Origin of the sequence: Roseateles chitinivorans (genome assembly GCF_050632235.1) — a bacterium.
GTDB classification, from domain to species: Bacteria; Pseudomonadota; Gammaproteobacteria; order Burkholderiales; family Burkholderiaceae_C; genus Roseateles; species Roseateles chitinivorans_A.
Genome location: NZ_CP192584.1, coordinates 3,632,619 through 3,652,335 on the forward strand (window position 1 = coordinate 3,632,619; position 19,717 = coordinate 3,652,335).

The 19,717-nt window shown below is 65.6% G+C and carries 16 protein-coding genes; 7 read left to right on the forward strand and 9 right to left on the reverse strand.

Annotated features, from left to right (window positions below):
- Positions 1 to 4: 4 nt before the first annotated feature.
- The gene (locus ACQ859_RS16620) at positions 5 to 1,042 is read right to left on the reverse strand and encodes an integrase domain-containing protein (RefSeq protein ID WP_431261880.1); all 1,038 of its coding nucleotides are present in this window, start codon (positions 1,040 to 1,042) and stop codon (positions 5 to 7) included.
- A gap of 115 nt (positions 1,043 to 1,157) precedes the next feature.
- Here ACQ859_RS16620 and ACQ859_RS16625 point away from each other — a divergent pair, with 115 nt between their 5' ends.
- The 6 genes from ACQ859_RS16625 (at position 1,158) to ACQ859_RS16650 (ending at position 9,164) form a co-directional block, all read left to right on the forward strand.
- Positions 1,158 to 1,661: a hypothetical protein gene (locus ACQ859_RS16625; protein ID WP_431261881.1), complete on the forward strand. Its 504-nt coding sequence runs from the start codon at positions 1,158 to 1,160 to the stop codon at positions 1,659 to 1,661.
- A gap of 918 nt (positions 1,662 to 2,579) precedes the next feature.
- Positions 2,580 to 3,626 (forward strand): PRTRC system protein D, encoded by a 1,047-nt coding sequence (locus tag ACQ859_RS16630; protein WP_431261882.1) that lies wholly within the window; start codon positions 2,580 to 2,582, stop codon positions 3,624 to 3,626.
- The gene (locus tag ACQ859_RS16635) at positions 3,610 to 4,161 is read left to right on the forward strand and encodes a hypothetical protein (RefSeq protein ID WP_431261883.1); all 552 of its coding nucleotides are present in this window, start codon (positions 3,610 to 3,612) and stop codon (positions 4,159 to 4,161) included. Before ACQ859_RS16630 ends, ACQ859_RS16635 begins: the two co-directional genes overlap by 17 nt.
- Before the next feature lie 411 nt (positions 4,162 to 4,572).
- Positions 4,573 to 6,087 carry an alpha/beta hydrolase gene (locus ACQ859_RS16640; protein ID WP_431261884.1) on the forward strand — a complete coding sequence of 505 codons (1,515 nt, stop codon included), beginning with the start codon at positions 4,573 to 4,575 and terminating at the stop codon, positions 6,085 to 6,087.
- A gap of 450 nt (positions 6,088 to 6,537) precedes the next feature.
- Positions 6,538 to 6,921 carry a response regulator transcription factor gene (locus ACQ859_RS16645; protein WP_431257579.1) on the forward strand — a complete coding sequence of 128 codons (384 nt, stop codon included), beginning with the start codon at positions 6,538 to 6,540 and terminating at the stop codon, positions 6,919 to 6,921.
- Positions 6,922 to 8,741: 1,820 nt separating this feature from the next.
- A complete protein-coding gene (locus tag ACQ859_RS16650) occupies positions 8,742 to 9,164 on the forward strand; it encodes a hypothetical protein (protein ID WP_431257578.1) in 423 nt (140 codons plus the stop codon).
- Between the two features lie 205 nt (positions 9,165 to 9,369).
- Here the strand turns inward: ACQ859_RS16650 and ACQ859_RS16655 are convergent, their stop codons facing one another.
- Entirely contained in the window at positions 9,370 to 10,044 is a 675-nt protein-coding gene (locus ACQ859_RS16655) for an H-NS family nucleoid-associated regulatory protein (RefSeq protein WP_431257577.1), read from the reverse strand.
- 739 nt (positions 10,045 to 10,783) lie between these two features.
- On the opposite strand from ACQ859_RS16655, the gene ACQ859_RS16660 reads away from it, so the two are divergent.
- Positions 10,784 to 11,188 carry a hypothetical protein gene (locus tag ACQ859_RS16660; RefSeq protein ID WP_431257576.1) on the forward strand — a complete coding sequence of 135 codons (405 nt, stop codon included), beginning with the start codon at positions 10,784 to 10,786 and terminating at the stop codon, positions 11,186 to 11,188.
- A 365-nt stretch (positions 11,189 to 11,553) separates the two neighbouring features.
- Here ACQ859_RS16660 and chrA read toward each other — a convergent pair whose 3' ends face one another.
- From chrA to ACQ859_RS16695, 7 genes are all read right to left on the reverse strand, one after another.
- Positions 11,554 to 12,768 (reverse strand): chromate efflux transporter, encoded by a 1,215-nt coding sequence (chrA, locus tag ACQ859_RS16665; RefSeq protein WP_431261885.1) that lies wholly within the window; start codon positions 12,766 to 12,768, stop codon positions 11,554 to 11,556.
- A 284-nt stretch (positions 12,769 to 13,052) separates the two neighbouring features.
- On the reverse strand, positions 13,053 to 13,988 hold the full coding sequence (locus ACQ859_RS16670; protein ID WP_431257574.1) for an alpha/beta fold hydrolase: 936 nt from the start codon (positions 13,986 to 13,988) through the stop codon (positions 13,053 to 13,055).
- A 374-nt stretch (positions 13,989 to 14,362) separates the two neighbouring features.
- Positions 14,363 to 14,716 carry a response regulator gene (locus ACQ859_RS16675; protein ID WP_431261886.1) on the reverse strand — a complete coding sequence of 118 codons (354 nt, stop codon included), beginning with the start codon at positions 14,714 to 14,716 and terminating at the stop codon, positions 14,363 to 14,365.
- Positions 14,717 to 15,062: 346 nt separating this feature from the next.
- Positions 15,063 to 16,604: a sensor histidine kinase gene (locus ACQ859_RS16680; protein WP_431257572.1), complete on the reverse strand. Its 1,542-nt coding sequence runs from the start codon at positions 16,602 to 16,604 to the stop codon at positions 15,063 to 15,065.
- Between the two features lie 264 nt (positions 16,605 to 16,868).
- A complete protein-coding gene (locus ACQ859_RS16685; RefSeq protein WP_431261887.1) occupies positions 16,869 to 17,336 on the reverse strand; it encodes a response regulator in 468 nt (155 codons plus the stop codon).
- A gap of 506 nt (positions 17,337 to 17,842) precedes the next feature.
- Positions 17,843 to 18,445: a DUF4142 domain-containing protein gene (locus ACQ859_RS16690; protein ID WP_431261888.1), complete on the reverse strand. Its 603-nt coding sequence runs from the start codon at positions 18,443 to 18,445 to the stop codon at positions 17,843 to 17,845.
- A gap of 319 nt (positions 18,446 to 18,764) precedes the next feature.
- Positions 18,765 to 19,712, reverse strand: coding sequence for a Ku protein (locus ACQ859_RS16695; protein WP_431257568.1), 948 nt, complete (start codon positions 19,710 to 19,712; stop codon positions 18,765 to 18,767).
- Positions 19,713 to 19,717: the final 5 nt, after the last annotated feature.

Below are 19,717 nucleotides of genomic sequence, written 5' to 3' on the forward strand. Positions count from 1 at the left end.
GTCGCTAGGGTGGGGTGGCTAGCGGGGTGGATAGCGGGGTGGATAGCGAGTTGGCTCGCGGCGTGGACGGATCTGGCGGCCCGCCGCTGGTCGCCCCTGCGCGTCGCGATCCGATGTAGGCCGCCGCCGCCCGAGCGCGCGAATGCCCGGCCAGCTCGGCGATCTCCTGCCGGGCCGCGACTTCCACGTCGCGCGCCACGCGCGCGCCGCCGCGCACCGGTGGCGCCTCCCCGGTGGCTTGCACCCACACGGCCACCAGCGCCTCGTGGCGCAGACCGTGGCCCGTGACGCCGCGCTCCTTGAGCGTGATCCCGAAGCGGCGCATCACGTAGCTGAACCGGTTCAGGTTCTGGCGCAGGTCGCGCCCCGGTCGGCTCACATGCGCGTCGCGGCCCACGGCCACCTCCCGCGCGTAGGCCAGCGCCTGTTCCTGCTGCGTGGTCGCGATGGGAATATGGCGAGGTCGCCCGCCCTTGCTGCCCTGGCGAATCCACAAGTAGCTGTCGGCCCTGCGCCGGTCCTGCGGCAGTCCCGTGGCCTCGAACGCCACCTCGCAGGCGTGGGGCCGCATCATCACCGCCTCCTTGCGACGCAGCCCGAACGCCTGTATCAGTCGCAGCGCCGCGCCCACATGGGCGTCATAAGCACACACCTCGGCGATCAGTGGCTCGATGGGCACCTCGGCACCGCTCCAGGTCCTGTCGCGGTGGGCGACCTCGTGGCGCTGGTAGCTCGACGCTGGCAGGCCGTAGCTCGCCGCCGTTCGTACGAGTCCGGGTTTTCCGATCCAGATCGCGAGACCGCGAAGGAAGCTCAGGTAGGTCTGGATCGTCGCCGCCGCCATGCGCTGCGCCTGCCACAGATCGAGCATCGCCTGGATGTGGCGACCGCCCAGATTGCGCGGATCGGGGACGGTCGCGAAACCCGCCTTGTCCCTCAGATCCCGGAAGAAGCGGCGCAGGAACACGGCGCGGTCGTGGCGGGTCTTGTGGGACACGCTCTTGTGGCGCGCGGTGTGCTGCTCATTGAACAGGTCGAGCAAGATCCCCAGCACCCGAGTCGGCGGCGTTTGGCCCGGGGGATGCCGCGCTAGCACGTCGGCGGCGTTTAGTCCTGCCCAGTCTTGGCGCCGGCGGGCTGCGGGGCGCCCACGCGCGGTGACGCTGGCCGTGCTTCGTGCCTTGGTCGTTTTCGTCTTCGTCTTCGTCTTCGTCGTCGTCGTCGTCATCGTCATCGTCGTCATCGTCGTCATCGTCGTCATCGTCGTCATCGTCGTCTTGCGCGTTGCGGGCTCATGGGCGCGGGACATGTCGATCTCCAATACAAGGTTGACCCGGCTTGGTGGGCGGGCAGCGTTTTTCCGATGTGACGTTGCGGCGTGTCTGTCCGGGGCGCTCGCAATCGCTCCGACGGTGAGCTGTTTGAAGCGCGTGATTGGCCGTCGCGTGCAGCCCAAGCGCGAGGCGCTGACCCAGGTTTTGTCGCCGGCCTTCATAGGCGCCGGCGACGCGGCCGTTCTTAAAAATGAACACGGGTTTGATCCGGTCTGTGCGCGTGTTTCCACGTCAACACAGGGGTGTACGTCCATGTCCTTGGAGGACTGGGGCGCGACGTTCCTGTCTGGCAGGGACGCCTCTGCGGGATCAGTGCTGGTGTCGTAGCGCCACCCGTCTGCTGGGTAGCTCCCCTGACCGCAGCCAGGGAGCGTCAGACGTTCGAGCGAGTGCACACGTGGAGCCCCAGTGGGGCAAGCACGTCCGTGTGCCGCGCGCTGCGCGTGCTCGATGGTGGCGGGAACTGCGCGGGTACCTCTGGTGTACCTGGCCATGTTCTGCGTTGCCGCGATGCGTCCTTGGAGAACGCCCAGCCGGGCTGGTGGATCGCGGCGCTGCGCTACGGAAGGGTCCTCCGAAGCGCTGCATCTGGGCAGCGCATCGTCCTCACTCGGGGTGGGGGCGGGAAGGGCGCGTGTCGGGCGCGACGCCTTTTTGGCTTCCGTGAGGAAAGCGAGGACAAGGAGCCTTTGGAGCCCTCGGAACCGTTGGAGTTTTTAGAGCCTGTTGATGCTCTTGGAGCTTTAGAACGCCCTCAGTAGGCAACGCCGGCGCGCGGGTGGTCAAGCTTGCCGACGGCGATTCGGGGTGGCGGGCCAGCACGCGAAACAGCGCCGTCCATGTTGCGAACTGTCTTGCCCACCACCGGAGCGCGAGGGGGTTGACGAGGGGCGCAATGGCCTCTGGTTGTGAACAAGGGGAATGGATCGAGGGGAGTGAGTTCGCATGGGGCGTGGCGAGCCTGCGGGTCGATTGAAAGACGCTTCAATTGCTTCTGGCGAGTCGGCACTTTCGCCGCCCGGAATTGAACGGTTGTCGAAGTCGTGAGGTCGAGCCTGTTGGTCTGCGGAGCGTGGGGCTTGGGGCGTGTCGCGTCGGACCTGTCGCCTGGGACGTGTGGCGGGGGACGTGTAGCGTGAGAGAGTGCGGGCGAATTGTGCGTGTCGACGGCCCCATTGCGACCTTTCGCCGGCGTGGTGCGACCGACAAGCTCCGCTGCGTCGACACGTGGTGAGGGGTGAAGCCATGAGCAAGGTGGTGCGGGCGATTGATGTCGGATTCGGACAGACGAAGTTCACCCTGGGGCGCGGGGAAGGTTCCGCGGCGGAACCCAGGTGCGCGTCATTTCCCTCGTTGGCCTACACGAGCATGAAGGATCCCGGCGCGGAGTCCGCGGGGTCCGCGGGTGATCGCCGAAAGACGGTGGCCTTGCCGATCGGGGGCACCTACTACGAGGTGGGACCGGAGGTACAGCTCGCCGCGGACAACTATCGCGCGACGCAGCTTCATGATCAGTACCTGGGCACGCCCGAGTACCTGGCGCTCGCGCGCGGAGCGATGAGTTTCATGAAGCTCGACGAAATCGATTTGCTGGTGGTGGGGCTGCCCGTGTCGATGTTCCAGGCGCGCCGCGCGCAGCTCGAGCGCCTGATGACGGGGACCCACGATCTCGGGCGCGGGCGAAGTGTCACGGTGCGGCGAGCGGTTGCGCTCGCGCAGCCGCAAGGAGCGCTCGTCTTCTACACGGCGGCGTGCCACAAGGGCAAAACTATCGGCCAGGAGCAAAGCCTGGTCATCGATCCTGGGTCCCGCACGTTCGATTGGCTCTTCTCACGCGGGATGCGGCTCGTGCTCAAGGTGAGCAATTCGGTGAACCGCGGCATGTCCGACATTCTCAAGACGGTGGCGCAGGAAATCGGCAGCGACATCGGGCGACCGTATCACGACCTGCCCGCCATCGATGCGGCGCTGCGCACCGGCAAGCCCTTGCTGATCTACCAACGGCCCTATGACCTCACGCCGATCCTGCCCACCGTCCGCACTGTCGCGCGCGCAGCCGTGTCGTCGATGATGGAGTGGATCACCGAGGACTACAGCATCCAGAACATCATCCTGGTCGGCGGCGGCGCGTTCATGTTCAAGGATGCGGTGCGGGCCGCTTTTCCCAACCACGTGGTCCAGTCGCTGCGGGATCCCATGTACGCCAACGTCAAAGGGTTTCAGATTGCTGGCGAGAACCTCTTGACGCAGGCCGGCGAGGCGCTGGAAGCCGCTGATGTCCCGCCGACCTGAGCCGGACAACATGCCCGACTGCGTGCGCGGCGGCATGGCAGGCAGCGAGCAAAGCAACGGGCGGAGCAGGGGGCAGAGCACCGGCCAACCCGGCGCGCCCTCCAGCGGATCACACATCGGGCTACCCGACGAGACCGGCATCGCCCCGGGTCCAGGTCGTGTTCGGGTCACGCTTGAGTTGAGCCGCAGCGACGATCCGCTGTTGTTCGACGCGCTCGCCGGATTGCCCAAAGGACGTCGGCGCGTGGCGCGGTTGCGCACGCTGGCACACGATGGTCTGCTCGCCACTGGTCCCGCCACTGGTCCCGCCACTGATCCCGCCGCTCGTTCCGCCGGTCTCGTGCGGAAGCGCTTGAGTGGCGCCGCAGGTGTTTCACGCGACGCGGGCACCTCGGACACTGTCCAAGCCGCTGCCCCCGCCCATGCGGCGGACGATGCACCTGCTGCCGCGGACTTCACTAAGGAACGCGACACATTGGCATGGCCCGATGCGGCCCTGACGGCAGGCGTCTTCGACGCACCGCTGAACGAGTGATTGCCCGGGCGTCTGCTCCCATGCCAGTCGCGGTGGGGACGGCGGGAAGGGATCCGCTGGCCCCATCGGATCACCGGACCGCAAGAGACACAGGACCCACAGGACCCGGATGTTTCTCCGACTCTGGCGGCTCATGGCGAAGGTGCAAGGAAGGCGAACGCTTGGCGCCAACAAGCAAGATCCTGATCGTGGCCGCCAACGTGGGCGCAACGACTTGCCGGTGGCCCGCTCGCGGCATCTCGCGGCATCTCGCGGCAGCTCGCGGGACATCGACGGCGCTGCTGGGTGCGCGCCAACCGAGGCACACGGATACGATCGGTTCGTCAATGCCTGATGCGATGCGGTGCTCATGTGGCTCCGCAAGGCCCCGTTGCCGTTTTGCAGCGGATGATCAGGTTCAAGGAGCATTGTGTGCGCTCGATTCAAGTTCTGTTCACCGCACTGATGGTGCTTGCCCTCCATAGTGAGCGGGTGTGCGCACAGTCCACTGCCGATCGCATCAGCATCGAGCAGCGCGCTGTCACCTTGGCGAGCGGAGAAACGATCGACTATGAGGTGGGCACGCTCTTTGTGCCCGAGAACCGAGGCAAGCCCAACAGCCGAACGATAGCGATCGGTTTTGCCCGCATCAAGGCGCTCCATCCAACCGGCGCGCCGCCCGTGTTCTGGTTGCCCGGCGGCCCCGGCCTCGACGTGTTGGGCGCCTTCACCGAGAGCGGCGAGGCGGCCCAGGCGCGCTTGCGCTCCTGGCTGAGCTTTCGTCCGGTGGGCGATCTGGTCATCGTGGGGCAGCGTGGCTACACGTTCCGGGGAGAGAAACTGGTCGAGATGTCCGACGCATCGCCCCTGGACCGGCCTGCGTCGGTGCAGGCCGAGGCGCAAGCCATGCGTGCGTTGGCGATCCGGGCGATGGCACATCATTCGGACAAGGACCTCTCGGGCTACACGATCGACGCGTTCGCAGCGGACATCGACTCGTTGCGAAGAGAGCTGCGCTACGACAAGATCAGTCTTTTCGGGGGCAGCTTCGGTTCGCAGTGGTCGCTCGCGGTGATGCGGTTCCACCCCGAGATCGTCGCCCGCGCGGTGCTCTCGTCCGTCGAGCCGCTGAACAACGGCTACGACATGCCGTCGCATGTTTTCGCCGCTCTGCAGCGCATCGCCTACGACGCCGATCGTGATGCGGGCCTGGCGCCTTACCTTCCGCAAGGTGGCGTGATGGAGGCCGTTCGCGCCCTTCATCGGCGATTCGCGTCGCAGTCCACGCCGAAGGTCGTGCGTGTGGTCGTGGTTGACGAGGTCGGCAAGCGCCAGGTTGTCGCGCTGGGCAAGGAGGATCTGCAGCTTGCCCTGCTGTCGCGGACCAGCGACGCGGCGCGATGGCCGGCGTTCATCCTGTCGCTGTACCACGGCCGGTACGAGGATTGGGCGCGGGAGACCCTTCAGGACCGCCGCGCCGCGCCCGTGACTTTGATCGGACCACTTGTCGACAGCAGTCTGGGCGTCACCGCAGAGCGCGAACACCAAATGCGGACGGATCCCGCCACCGACCTGCTTGGAACCTGGAACTTCGAGAGCAATATTTCCTCAGCGTCCGACTGGCCCACTCCGGATATGGGCGACAGCGTCCGATTGCCGCGCGTTTCGCCAATTCCTGTCGTGTTCGTCCACGGCGACTGGGACACGTCCACCCCGATCGAGAATACGCTCGGGCTGCTGCCCTACTTCCCCAACGGACGCGCAATCCTGGTGCATCGCGCGGGGCATGATGGCGCCTTCTATCAACTGCGCCAGAGCGTGGCTGCCAAAGATGCGATCTTTGAGTTCCTGCGCACCGGCCAGACGGGCGCGTTGCCAACCGAGGTTTCGTTGACCGTCCCCAGGTTCGAACTCCCACCCTTCCCAGCGCCGTCTCGTGCGAGGTGAAGCGGCCGCATTCGTTTTGCCGTGCGTTCGATCGCATCCAGCGATCGCACCGAACACATGGTCCGAAAGAGCGGTCCGAACGAGTGGTCCGAGCCGACCAATAGCGGAAATCGCGGGGGCTGTCTGCGTGCGCCTCGCTGCGCGAAGCGCCCAGGCCGTTCGGCAGCGTCGACGCCAAGTGAGACGCGAGTGAGACGCGAGTAAGGCGCCAAGTGAGGCGCCAAGCGTGACGGGCCGGCACGACAGCCGCGCGCCCCGCCGATGTTTGCCGTCGGCCAAGGCGACTCCGGCACGAACTCACGCGATGACGTTCCCTAAGCGGAGTCGCGTCGGAAGTCGTGCTCGATTTGCCTACACATGTTCAGCGCAAAAGCCTTCGCGAGAGCGGAGGCTAGCGCCTGGACGGGATGGCCCCGCGGTCGGCATCATGCAGCCACTACAGGAGTGACGATGAAGTTGGTTGTTGTGGAAGACTCGGCCTTGTTGCGCCGCATGGTGGTGCAACGTTTGGAGGATGAGGCAGGCGCCACGGTTGTCGGTCAAAGCGATGGCGAGTCCGCCGCGCTTACCACCGTGCAGCTCACTGCACCGGACGCCGTCCTGATCGACCTGAACATTGCCAGTGGCAGCGGGCTCAGCCTGGTGTCGCGGCTCCGGGCCAATCGGTTTCGGGGCAAGCTGATCGTGCTCAGCGCCAATGACCGGAGCACCTATGAACCGCTGGTGCTCTCACGAGGGGCCGACCGTTTCTACGACAAGGCGCATGACATGGACCGTCTGATCCGGGATCTGGGCTCGCGCGACGGCAGTCTGTGGATGAGCCTGGCGACTTGAGGAGCGGCGCGCCAGCGACTTCGTCCAGCCTCAGCGCGCTGCTCGTGACTCCTGGATGTGAAGGCATCGTGATCTGCGCGGGTGGGGGAGTCGACGTCCACCGCGAACCCATGCTGGAAACGTCGTCGTTCGTCGCGTGTCGTGTGCGATTCCCCTCCGCCCCCAGCTTTTCATGGCAACCTCCGCGGCGCGAATTGCCACGCCGCCACGCCGCCACGCCGCCACGCCGCCAAGGCGCCACCGCGTCATGACACCGACGGCAAGCGTTTCTTCTTGGGTCCCGGACGGCCCACCGTGCAATGAGCGGCGCGCTACCCGCTCCGGGTGGCCGCTTGCGCGGCCCAGGCTGGCGGCACCGTCGCCGTGGCCGAAAGTTCGAGAAGCACTATTCGACGTCGCGGACACCGCGGTGTCGCGTGAGAAGTTTGGCCGAAGCTGAGGAATCCCGGCATTGCGACCCTTTTAGCAGGCGCCGCCGTCGGTCCGGAGACTGGTCGCTATCTGCACGCGCAGAAAGAAAGGTTCTTTGTGACCGCAGTCCGACGCCACTGTATGGCGTCGTCCTATGAGGCGATTGCGCCGCGAACGTCCGCAAACGCACTACATGGAAGTCCGGATAAATCGACTGGGCGCCGGGGCGGTCGTTCATCAGAATCTCATCCATCGAACTCGCCATCCGGTGGGTGTCGTGCCCACCGCCCCCCTCGGTCGGGCGACTGTCAAGCAGTCTTGCGGCCCCGCACCTGGTGCGGGGCCAATTTTTCCAGCCCCTTGGGGCTCGCGGGGAGATGAGAAACGGGGCGACATGACGCGTCAATTTGCAGGGACCATCGTTCGATTGGCGGGCTCCATGAGACCAGTGCTTCGTCGCATTCCCCGGCCGGTCGCCGCCGTGGTGATCGCGATGACCATGTCGGCGGCCTACGGCGCCGGGCTTGGCGTGTTCGTGCGAATCTCTCCCAGTTGTTCCGTTCGAACGACGGCCGGCCGCGCAGGGTTGGCGTGCGGAGCAGGGTCGGGCGCGTCGGTCCGCGTGCTGTCTGCCAATGGCGCCGAGGTGTACGCCGGCGCTTCCATGAGCGCCGCACTCGGTGCTGCAGAGTCCGTGTCTCGGCTTGGCGGTCAGACCTACGTCGTGATTGATTTCTAGACGCGCCGGGTTCCGATGGCTCCCTTGCGGTCGTATGTCCCGCTCGTCAGCGGTCAAGCCGGCGAGCTGATACATGACGGCCGAGGCACGCGCTGTGAGCCTGCTCGCGGCAAGGCAGCTTCCGCGCAGGCTGGCGCCCGTTGGCCGGGACGGTGGGAGGGCAAGAACTGCGCGAGACGGGGAGGGCGGGGCAGGGCAGCGACTGGCGCCGGTAGTCGTTCTGCCGTGCTCCATGCTGGCGGATGTTTCCACTGGCTGCCCGGTCGTCATCGACCGGGTGGCGTGGCTGGCGCGGGACGTCTCGCACCGATACGGAGCTGAGATGCCGGCGATGGTCGAGGGCGTGGCCTGGCCTTCGCGTGCTTGCACGCAAGCCGTTACGTTTTTTCGACATGCGCCGACCTCATTTCTCCGTTCGAGCTACAGCCCTGTGTCTCGTGCTTTGCTGCAAGCTTGAGAATTTGCCCGGAGCAACCGCTGCGGCTGCAGCAGCCGAAGGCGACAACGCCACCGATGTTGTCAGCGCGAGGCGGGACGGTCATCCCTCGCAGGCGGCCGGCGCCTCGATGCAGCCAACTCGCTCAATTCATCCGGATCAGTCCGTGCCATCGCCTACGGCGGCTCAGCAGTCCCAACCGCCACAGCCATCCCGGGTGTAAAGGCGACTGCGTTGGCGGAACAACTGCCCGCCCGGCTGGAAGGCCCGTGGCGGATGGTCGGTGATGTGCGTGGCAAGCCGGTGCAATATCAACTGGACGCCACCCGTGTCTTTGGCGGCAAGTTTCTGGAGTTGCATATGGTGGACGTTCAGGTGCCACCTCGCTACGAAGCCCGCGTCTTACTGGGTAGCGACGATAGCGGGCGCGTCTTCGCGCACTGGCTCGACTCGTTTGGAGCGGCTTACTCCTTGCCTCACGGCGAAGGCGACGCCACGGACGTCCTGATAGAGATCCGGATCCCTTACTCCGGCGGAACGTTTCGAGATGTCTTCACTCATCTCCCTGCCAGCCAGGAATGGACCTTGACCATTGAGGCGGAGAAACCAGGGGGCGAGTGGCGTCACTTCGCGACCTACCGACTGATCCGCCGGTGACGTCAAATCCAGTGATGCGCCGTTGATGCACTGGAGATGCACTGGGGATGCGCAGGGGATGCGTTGGAGATCCGACGGTCGGGTGTGCTCGTCAGGTGCTCGTCACGTGTCGACGACAGGCCGGCTGTGCCATGACCGAGCGCCCGCCATGGGCCGGCGCGAAGGCCGGCTCGAAGACCGGCTCGAATGTCTTATTGAGGCCGCTTTATGCGGCGGCGGCAGGGATCAAAAGATCTTCCGCCCGCCGTCCGGCGGCCAACGCCTCGACAAACCAGTTCGGACGTTTTCCCACGCCCGTCCAGGTTTTCCCTGCCCCGTCGTGGTACTTCGGGGCTCCGGGCGCCTTGCTCGCCTTTCTCGATTTACTCAACTTACTTGACTTGGTCGACCTGCCGGAAGGGCTGACGTCGAGGGCTTTGGGAAGGCCGCCTTCCTCCGCGCCTCTGGCGGCGTTGCGCCTTTTCCCACCAGCGCCGGCAGCGGTGGAGGCGGTCGACTTCTTGGCGCGCTGTGCAGTCGCGGTGTCGGACGTCGAAGTCGCGGACGGGTCGATGAGGAGGTCCTGCGTCGTCTTGCCGGCCGCCAGGGCCTCGACAAGCCAAGTCGGTCGCTTGCCAACGCCGGTCCAGGTACGACCGTCCCCGCTGGCGTATTTGGCAACACCCGAATGCTTGGCTGCTGCGCGGCCTTTGGGTGCAGCTGCCACCTTGCGCGTGCGGCGACCCTCGGGCCCAAAAAGATCCCGGGCCGACAGCCCGTAGTGGTCGATGGCCACGCGGATGCGTTGAACGACCTCCGACACTTCTTTGCTGCGGATCTCGTCGGCTTGCTGCTGAAGCTTGGTGATCTGGTCGAGGACTTGCTTCAATGATTTCGCCATTGGTCTTCCTGTCGAATTGAAGGAGTGGATCAATGGTCAATCATCGCCTATCCGCGAGATGTACGCGGCCTATACGTGCCAATGCGAGACCTATACGTGCATATTCGTGGCCATATGTGGCCATACGTGCCTAATACACTTGCCGCCGCCTGCGGACGTCGCTCTGCGACCAGTGCTCTGGCGTCTCGGATGGTGCCTTGTCCGTTCCCATATCGATGTCGCCGGGGGAGCGGCTTCACCTCATTCAAGTGGGTGACTGGCGGGGGCCGATGACGCATCGTCCGCGCGGCGGCCTCGGAGGTATTCGACTCTCTCGGGCCTCGACTAGCCGATGCGCGAGATCGACGACCAACGCCGCCGCCGCCCAGCGGCGCTCGCATCACCGCCGGACCCGCCGTGGCGAGTAAGCGCGGCGCCATCGCGGTTGCATAGCCGGAGAGTGGAGCCATCCACCTTCTGCCAGACATCTGGAGAGCGCTCGAAGGCGAGTCGACTTCCGTGGCGGGAGGCGTCCCAGCGACGAGCGCCGCGTCGACTGGAGGCAATGCCGCATCCGCTCGGGCCGTGGGCAGGAAGCACGGTCTGGACGTGGTCGATTCGGGTGGGGGATTAACCCCCGGCAGTCGAATAGAGGTGCAGCATGGGCGCGCGGCGATCTCGGGGCGCCGTCGCGATGTGAAACCTTGGTCATGGGATTTCGCCGGCGACGAGGGAGTCGTGCAGCTGGCAGGGTGTCGTTGTGCCACGCTACGATGTGCCGGTGCTAGCTCAGAACCGTACCGTTTTGCTCCTGGATGACTTCCCCGATGCGGCTGAAGCCGTCGCCGGTTGGTTGGAACTCGACGGATGGCAACCGACTTGCGTTTTCACCATCGCACAAGCGCTTCTGTGCCTCGAGCGCGATCGCCCAGCCGCTTTGGTCATGGAGCCTTACCTGCGCTCGGGGAACGCCATGGAAGTCGCCCGAGTTGCCCGAAGCCTTGGCACCGCTTGCCCGCTGATCGTGTCGATGTCCGCCGCTGTGAGGTCGGGCGATCTCGTCGCCTACGAGCCCACGCTTTTCGACTTCAACCTCGTCAAGCCGATCGTAATGGCGCAGCTCAGCGACATCCTTGCGCGCCACAGCGGCCGACGCAATCTTTGATGCCTTCATTCGGCGCAATGTTGGAGTGCAGCCTATGCGTTGCACTGCACCTGCGGTGATCGCCGCTCGCGTTGCACGGGAGGTGGTGGCTCTCGAACCTGCTGGAGGTGTGGGGTCGGGTGCTCGGGAGTCATGGCGACCTTGGCTAGCGGCGGCGTGTATGGGCAGGAAATGGAAGACGGGTCGTTGGCGGCGTTTACTCATGCTTGCCGGATTCCGGGCGGGAGCGGACAGCCGGATCGGGGAACCGCTACCGCATCGTTGGCATCTCCCGCAGGTGGCCCCTAGTTTGGTGCATGCTCGTCAGGTGACGACCAGGCCCACCTGCAGTCCTACCGTTGGCTGCCAGCAATGGGACGCCAGGTTCATGGCGCAAGCATCCAGCCCGCAGCCGCCGCAAGCGCCACGACCCGCACAGGCGACTGCCGCCCATACACCAGCAAGCCGAAGGCGGCCAGGGCCAGCCCGAAATCGGCGCGCGAATGGATGGCGCTCGTCCATACGGAGTCGTACAGCGCGGCTGCCAAGATGCCGACCACTGCGGCATTGACGCCAGCCATCGCACGCTGCACATCGTCGCGCTGGCGCAGCAATTCCCAGAACGGCAGTGCGCCGGCCACCATCAGGAACGCGGGAGCAAAGATTGCGACGAGGAGCGTCAGGCCACCGATCCATCCTCCCAGCGTGCCGGTCATCACTGCCCCGAGGTACGCGGCGAAGGTGAACAAGGGACCGGGCGCGGCTTGGGCCGCCCCGTATCCAGCGAGGAAGGCATCGTTGGTGACCAGGCCGGCGGGCACGACACTCGCCTGCAGCAGCGGCAGCACCACATGCCCGCCGCCAAACACGAGGGCGCCCGATTGGTAGAACGACGAGATGGCCGACAGAGCTGGCGACCGGACTGTGGCCGCCAGAACCGGCAGCAGCACGAGCAAGAGGCCGAACACCAACAGCATCGCTGCGCCTGTCCTCTTGCTGACGCCGTAGTCGCGATGCTCGGCGACCGGCAGGTGTCCGAGTTGTACCGCCCATCGTCCTGCAATGCCGCCTGCGACGATGGCACCAACCTGGCCCATCGCCGACGGAACGGCCAGCACGAGTAGAGCGGCGACGACGGCGACACCCGCTCTCAGACGGTCCGGACAAAGCGTCTTGGCCATACCCCATACGGCTTGCGCGACGATGGCCACTGCCACGACCTTGAGACCGTGGACCGCGCCGGATTGCGCCAACACTGCCCACTGGTTGACACCCAGCGCGAACAGGATGAGGGCGACGGCGGACGGCAGAGCAAAACCGACCCAAGCGCAAATCGCCCCTCGCCACCCCGCGCGCCCAAGTCCTAACGCGATGCCGACCTGGCTACTGGCGGGACCTGGCAAAAACTGACAGAGCGCGACCAGGTCGGAGTAATTCCTGTCGTCCACCCACGCCCGACGTTCGACGAACTCAGTACGGAAGTAGCCAAGGTGAGCGACGGGCCCGCCGAAGGAAGTCAACCCGAGCTTCAAGAAAGCCAGGAAGACCTCGGTCGCCGAGCCCTGCGGCCCACGCGCGCTCGTTGGCGAGGCGTCAGCCATGGTTGCATCCTGCTTGCCTGCTGCTTGACTTTGGCTCATCGGATGCCCGAACTGATTGCTGATACATCGGCATCCTAGCTATGTCACTTGAACTCGAGACTAGCGGGCCTACGCCACATCGGCACGCGCAAGTCTCCCGTTGCCGAGCAAATGGTGGCCCGGGTCAAACGCTTAGCCGCAGGCCGTTGCGAGTTGAGGTGGAATGACCGGACGCTCAACCTTCGACCACGGGCAGCCTGCAGCCACGCTAGCCCTTCATCGTGACGGGGGCGCGCCGGCCGTCGCTACGGCGGTGTATCCGACCAACGTGCGGTGAGCTCCAGGACGGCTTTCGCGAAAACCTCCGGGCACTCCTGAGGAAAGTTGTGGCCAATGCCCGGCACCCGCTCGTGCCGCAGCAGCTGCGCGAAGTGCCTCGCGTGCGCCCTGGAGTCGGCCTCCACCGCGACACCGTCGGCCAAGCCGTCAAGCAAGATGGTTGGGGGCAGGATGGCCGGCCGTACCAGCAGCTGCGACTCGATCGCAAGGTAGCGTGGATCTCCGTCCACCAGGCCGTATCGGTGGCGGTAGGAGTGCACCACCACATCGACGAAATCTGGGTTATCGAATGCGGGCGCGGTCTGGCGGAAGACTTCGTCGCTGAACGTCCAGTTGGGCGACCACATCCGCCACAGCAGGTCCGCCAACGCCGCGCGGTGCAGATCCAGACCGTGTCGCCCGCGCTCGCCGTGGAAGTAGAACTGATACCAATATCGCGCTTCGTTGGCGGGAACGTCCGGCGCGAGGGATGTCCTCGGGTCCAGGAGGTTGTAGCCGTTGCATGAGACAAGACCCGCACAGCGCTCGGGCCAGAGCGCGGCGACCACGCAGGCGGCTCTGCCGCCCCAGTCATACCCGGCCAACACGGCCCGCTCGACGCCGAGCGCGTTCATCAACGCCAACAGATCCGCACCGAGTGCGGCTTGCTCTCCGGAGCGTGGGGTGTCAGCTCGCAGGAAACGCGTGGTGCCAAAGCCGCGCAAGTAGGGAACGATCACGCGCACGCCCTGGTGCGCGAGCAGGCGGCTGACCTTGGCGTAGGCGTGAATGTCGTAGGGGAAGCCATGCAACAGGATGGCGACCGGGCCGTGGGCTGGTCCGCACACCTGCGCGCCCACGCTCAGGTCGGCCAGCTCGACCTGGCAAAGCTCGGTGACAGACTCGCGTGCGAGCTCAGACATCGACTCTGGCATGGGGACCCCTAGCACCGGTTGTTCACTGGAGACACTCTATCGCCCTGGGCCGCTGCCGGCTCGGACGCCGCTCGTCGAGGTGGCACGCGAGAAGGGCAGTGGGACCTGGGACGATGGAAGGCGGACGGGACGGGCACGGCGCTGAGTCGGGCGTCACCGCGGCAGCATGGCTGAGCAACGTTGACGTGCTGCGACGCGTGGCACGTCGACAGTGTCGTCGCTAGGGATGCTCCTGGGCCCGCTCGGGCGTGGTCGCCTCGCCGGCCCGCGCCGACCACCTTGCCTCGGACCTTGGCTTCGGACCTTGGCTTCGGACTTTGGCTTCGGGCCCGGCCTCCAGCTGAGCGCGTGCCACTGGGGATCTAAGGGCCATCGGCGTTGCGCAGCAGGGTGTCCAGCAGCTCCAGCGCCAAGTCCGGATCGGCCGGTTTCGCGATGTGTCGATCAAAGCCGGCTGCCAGCGCGGCATCACGCGCCTCGCCATAGCCGGTCAGCGCGAAGAGGAGGAGGCCTGAGGCTGCCGGCGACGCCCTTAAACGCCGAGCGACCTCGAACCCGTCAATGCCGGGCAGGCCGATGTCGATGAACGCGACGTCGTAGCGACCCTCGAGCGCCATGCTGACAGCCTGAAGTCCGTCCGCGGCTTCGTCAACGTGGTGGCCATTCAAGCGCAGCACCTCGGCGAGCATTTCGCGTCCATCGGCGTTGTCGTCCACCAGCAGGACCTGCCGGGACACGGCAGGGTACGCGGGGCCGACGGGCGTTGCGGATGGGTCGGCCGTTGACGCCGATGAAGGAGCTGCGGCACTGGACGCGGTGGCGATCGGCAACTGCACTTCAAAGACCGAACCCAACCCCAGGCCCTCGCTTGCTGCCGTGCAGGTACCCCCATGGTCTTGCACAAGCCGCCGAACCAGCGCCAGACCGATGCCGAGCCCCCTTGAGAGCGATCCAGCGGCGGCTCGCCCTGCACGAAGAGATCAAAGGCCGTCGCCAGCAGTTCAGGCGTCATCCCCGTGCCGCTGTCCGACACACGCAACAGCGCGGTGCGTTCGTCGCTGCTCAGTGCCACCGAGATTGCGCCCCCTCGGGTGTGAACTTGAGCGCATTGCTCAGCAAGTTCGACACCACCTGCTCCAGCCGCGTGCGGTCGCCGAGCACGAAGGCGGGTGCGATCGACACCTGCACCTCGTGCCGCTCGAAGCGACCAGCCGTCCGAGTCGACGCCACTACCGCTTGCACCACCTCGGCCAGGTCGAGGTGTTCCAGGCGCAGGGTGATCTTGCCTCGCAACACGCGGTTGACCTCCAGGAGGTCCTCGATGATTCGCGCCAGATGGTCCGCCTGCCGCGCAATCACGCCCAGGGCGAAGCTGCGGGCCTCGGGCTTGGCCCGATCGGTGTTGGCAATGGTCGCCGCCGACCTGATTGCGCCGAGCGGGTTGCGCAGTTCGTGACCGAGCATGGCCAGGAACTCATCCTTTGACTGGTTCTGCTGTTCCGCGAGCTGGCGTGCCGCCTGCTCGCTCAGCAACAGGGCCTGGCGCTGCTCCTCCACGCCTTGCCGTGCCACCCGCTCATCCAGGAGGTCCGCGTGGACTTGCTCCAGCTGTTGCTGAAGGAGGTCAAACTCTTCCACATGGCTCTTGTCGAACCGTGGCAATTCGCCGCGGCCCATCAGCGCGGCCGCACGCGCCGTCTGACCGAACGCCCGGCTGAGCCGGGCACCCAGCCATAGCGCGATGCAAAAGCTCCCAAAGACGGCGATGACCATGCCCAGCGTGGCGGTCCTCAAGGCCTTCAAGGACGCGGACTCCAGGTCCGAGGCTCGCACGCCGTTGGCAATGACCCAATTCAGCCTGGGGATCGTCACGAACGTGTCGTGCAGGGCGATGCCTTCGCGGGAAACCGTGGACAAACGGCCTTCGCTGGCCCGGCGCGCGGCTTCGAGCAATACCTTCCCGCCCGGCTTGCCCACGTACTCCTGCGCCCTGTGGCTGCGCGCCACGGTGATGCCCTTGTCATCGAACACGCCAACCAGCCATTCGGAAGGCAGCTTCGCGTCGGTGAGCAATCGCTGGAAGTAGTCGGCGCTCAACGCCGAAGTCAGCAACAGCGTTTGGCCGTCGGGCAGCCGGATCGGCACATCCAGACGGATCTGGGGCCGCTTCGTGATCTGTCCGACCACGAGACCGGAAATCGTCACATCGGTGGCCGACAGCAACTCGCCGAAGTTGGGTGGCGCCCCACTCGCCGGAAAGGGTTCGCCGGGGGACAAGCGGGTGTTGACGAGTTGGTGCCCCGCGCTGTCCATGAGAACGATCCAGTTCTCCGGAGCCACTCGCGCCGCGAGAGCCTGCATGCGGAAGTCGTCATACCGGGCTGTGGCGAGGCTGGAGGACGCCGCAAGGACACGCAGTGCCGCCTCTGCGCGCCCGACGTCGCTCTGGACCGCGTTGGCCAGCGACCGGGTCGCCGTGAATACGCGGGCGTGCAGCGCGGCTTGTTCGCTCTGGCGCAAGTCGTGGAGGGCCATCCAGGAGAAGGTCACCAGGGGGGCGACGGTCGCGATGGACAAGAGCGCCAGATGGAATTTGAGTTTCACGGGAGGCCACAGGAAGATGGCGGAGTATAGGGAGGCATGGCGCTCCCCACAGGCTGGCCGAGGCTATGGACTCCCCGATCGCCCGTTGTTCTGTTGTCTGCCTGCTTGCCTGCCTGCCTGCCTGCTTGCCCTGATGCCCTGATGCCCTGATGCCCTGATGCCCTGATGCCCGGTTGCTGAACGGCTCGACCGCCCGGCATTTGGGGTCCGGCCCGCAACGGCGGACCGGCAAGCGGCGCCCGAGGAACCCTCAGGACCGCGCGATCAGCGCTGAACGCGATGGTTACGCGACGCAGGCATCAGTGCGGCCAAATCCTTGGTGAATGCCATGAAGTCGACCGGCTTGGCCCAATACGCACTCGCCCCGGCGGCGAACGCGCGCTTCTTGTCCTCTTGCGCTACGGCCGCCGTGAAGATGGCGATCGGCTGATCACGATACGAAGGCAACTGTCGCAGTCGTCTGAGCACCTCCAGACCGTCAAGGTCAGGGAGCTGCATGTCCAGGAGCACGACGTCGGGCGCCATGGTTTCGAAGCAGGTCAAGCCTGCCGCCCCGGAAACGGCGATCGTCACATCGAGTTTCGAATGCAAAGCCGCCCAATGCTGGATGAGAAGCGCGTTCAAGGGGTGGTCCTCGATGTACACAAGATTCCCCTCGATCGGATCCGCTTGAAATTCCATGGCCGTCCCCGGATGGCGGATCTGAACAGCCGCTTCGACAGAAGCCGGCAATTGATCCTCCCGGCCGAGGTTCGCGGCGGAATGCCGCAGCCGTTGCGCTGAACGGCCCGACGCTGCCTCGATCAGCCGGACCTAAAACGCGCGTCTTCTTGATGTCGCGAGATACCTGCAAACGCTGCCGGAATTCCTCGGGGATGTCAAAGCGCCGAGGGGGAAGATCTCGAACCAGCAAAGTTCGCGTGGACAGTCCATCTGAAACTGCCGACTTCCGGACGAGACCGCCGCCCGGTGACAAGGGACAGCGAGCGGACATGTACGGCCACGTCTTGCTTGCCGCTCGCCGTCGGCCAATGCGCAGTTATTGGCGGCTCGCGATGGCGAGCGTGCGGCTAACGGATCCGGAGTGGATGTCCGACAATATCGCCCACGACAACTCGGCGAGATTCGGACACTCCGCCTCAAGGTCCCGTTTAACGTCGACCTGAGGCGCAGATCCTTCGCCGGGAGGCGCCGAAAGGCGTCGCGCACGCCGAATCACTCTGCGCGGCAAGGAGTTATCACTTTTTCTTGTCGGCCGCCTTGGTACTGGCCTCCAGAGCCTGGGCCTCCTGGAGGTGATGCTGCAGTGTGGGCAGCGTCTTGGCCGCCCACGCCTTCACATCGGCGTCCTTGGCATTCTTGGAGGCCTTGTCGAAGAGCTCAACGGCGTCCTTGTGAGCAGACACCTGGTTTTCCGCGTAGGCATGGTCAAAGCCCGTGCCATCGCGCTTCTCCAGGATCTTGGCTTTGCCCTTGGCGACCATGGTCGCATCGGTGGGGAGTTTGACGCCCTTGGCGGCGGCCAGGCTCTGCAGCTCGGAATCGGCCTTCTTGTGATCGTCGACCATCTTCTGCGCGAAGGCCTTCACCTCGGCGCTGGCACCTTTTTGCAAGGCCAGCTTACCGGCGTCGATCTCGGCATAGCCGGCCTCGGCGGCGTCCTTCAAGAAGCTGCTGTCAGCGTGCGCGGCGCGCGGCGAGGAGGCCGCGGTGCTCTGTGCGGTCGTGGTGCCCTGCGCGCCGGCCGTGCCGGCTGCAAGCACGCTGACCACGGCCATCGAGGCTGCAGCGAAGGCGGACGGGAAGGGGAAGCGGGACGAGCTGGAACGGACGAGGGTCATGTGGCACTCCATGAAGTGGTGAGCGCCTCGTCTAGCAAACGGCGAGCCTGCGGACGCCAACGCATAAAGTTTGTCGTTCGTTTATGCGTGGCGGGACGGCTTGAGCAGGCCGCGGGAGGCGAGGGATTCCTTGGATGGTCCACGACGCCGCCTGAAGCCGATGTCCGGCGCGGCAGCATGGCGCACGTTCAAGCGCCAGCAGGAGGCTGTCGGCTCCAACGGGGCTCAGCTCCGAGAAACGGTCGACAACAGCCCTCAATGATCCCTCGGAGATCTCTTGAAGGTCGCAGGGTTGAAATTCGCCGCCCCGTTGAGCTGTTCAGGCCGCCTTCTTGGTCCGGTTCGTCGCTGAGGCTGCCTTCCTTGCGGGCGTGGCCTTCTTGGCGGCTGCCTTCTTCGCCGGCGCCGCGGCAGGCGCCGTCTTGCCTTTGGACTTGCCGCCCAGGCTCTGTCGCAGCAACTCGCTGAGGTCGACGACGTTGGAGCTGCCGAGGTCGGGGGCCTTCTCGAACGGTTCCACCGTGGCTGTCTTGCCCGCCTTGGCCTTCTTCTGGATCAACGCGCGGATGGCGCCGGTGAAGTCGTCCTTGAAGTCCCCCGGCTTCCACACGGAGGTCATCTCTTCGATGAGCTGTTGCGCCATCTTCAGTTCCGCCGGCTTCAGGCTGTTCGCGTTCGCTCCCACCTTGGGCAGGTCCAAGGCCTCGGGCGAGCGCACTTCATTGGCCCAGCGCAGCGTCCCCAGCATGAGCGCCGGGCCGGCCGGGATCAGTGCGGCCAGATGCTCCTTGTTGTGCAAGACGAAGCGTGCGATGCCGATGACCCCGGCCTTGGCCAACGACTCGCGAAGCAGCGCGTAGACGCGGTCGGCCTTGCCCTCGGGCGCCAGGTAGTAGGGCCGTTCGGTGTAGACGAAGGAGACGTCCGTTGCCTTGACGAAGGTCTCGATGGCGATGGTTTGCGTGCGCTTGGGATACGCGGCCTTGATTTCCTCGTCGGAGAGCACGACGTACTTGTCGTCCTCCAGCTTCACCCCCTTGACGATGTTGTCCTTGTCGATTTCCTTGCCGGTGCGCTTGTTGATGCGCTTGTAGCCGACCGGGTCCATGGTTCGTTTGTCGAGCCAGTCGAAGTCGACCTCCTGTTCCTCGGTGGCCGTGTGCAGCGAGACCGGCACATGGACCAGGCCAAAGGAGATGGCGCCTTTCCAGATGGAACGCGAACTTGACTTGCGCTGGTCGGAGGCTGCTGTCTTTTTGGTCGCCATCGCGG

What these genes read in the sequence shown, in the direction of transcription:
- ACQ859_RS16655 (WP_431257577.1), bottom strand. Translation starts at nt 10,044, where the DNA reads ATGGCGAAATCATTGAAGCAAGTCCTCGACCAGATCACCAAGCTTCAG.
- ACQ859_RS16645 (WP_431257579.1), top strand. Translation starts at nt 6,538, where the DNA reads ATGAAGTTGGTTGTTGTGGAAGACTCGGCCTTGTTGCGCCGCATGGTG.
- ACQ859_RS16690 (WP_431261888.1), bottom strand. Translation starts at nt 18,445, where the DNA reads ATGACCCTCGTCCGTTCCAGCTCGTCCCGCTTCCCCTTCCCGTCCGCC.
- ACQ859_RS16670 (WP_431257574.1), bottom strand. Translation starts at nt 13,988, where the DNA reads ATGTCTGAGCTCGCACGCGAGTCTGTCACCGAGCTTTGCCAGGTCGAG.
- ACQ859_RS16630 (WP_431261882.1), top strand. Translation starts at nt 2,580, where the DNA reads ATGAGCAAGGTGGTGCGGGCGATTGATGTCGGATTCGGACAGACGAAG.
- ACQ859_RS16635 (WP_431261883.1), top strand. Translation starts at nt 3,610, where the DNA reads ATGTCCCGCCGACCTGAGCCGGACAACATGCCCGACTGCGTGCGCGGC.
- chrA (WP_431261885.1), bottom strand. Translation starts at nt 12,768, where the DNA reads ATGGCTGACGCCTCGCCAACGAGCGCGCGTGGGCCGCAGGGCTCGGCG.
- ACQ859_RS16695 (WP_431257568.1), bottom strand. Translation starts at nt 19,712, where the DNA reads ATGGCGACCAAAAAGACAGCAGCCTCCGACCAGCGCAAGTCAAGTTCG.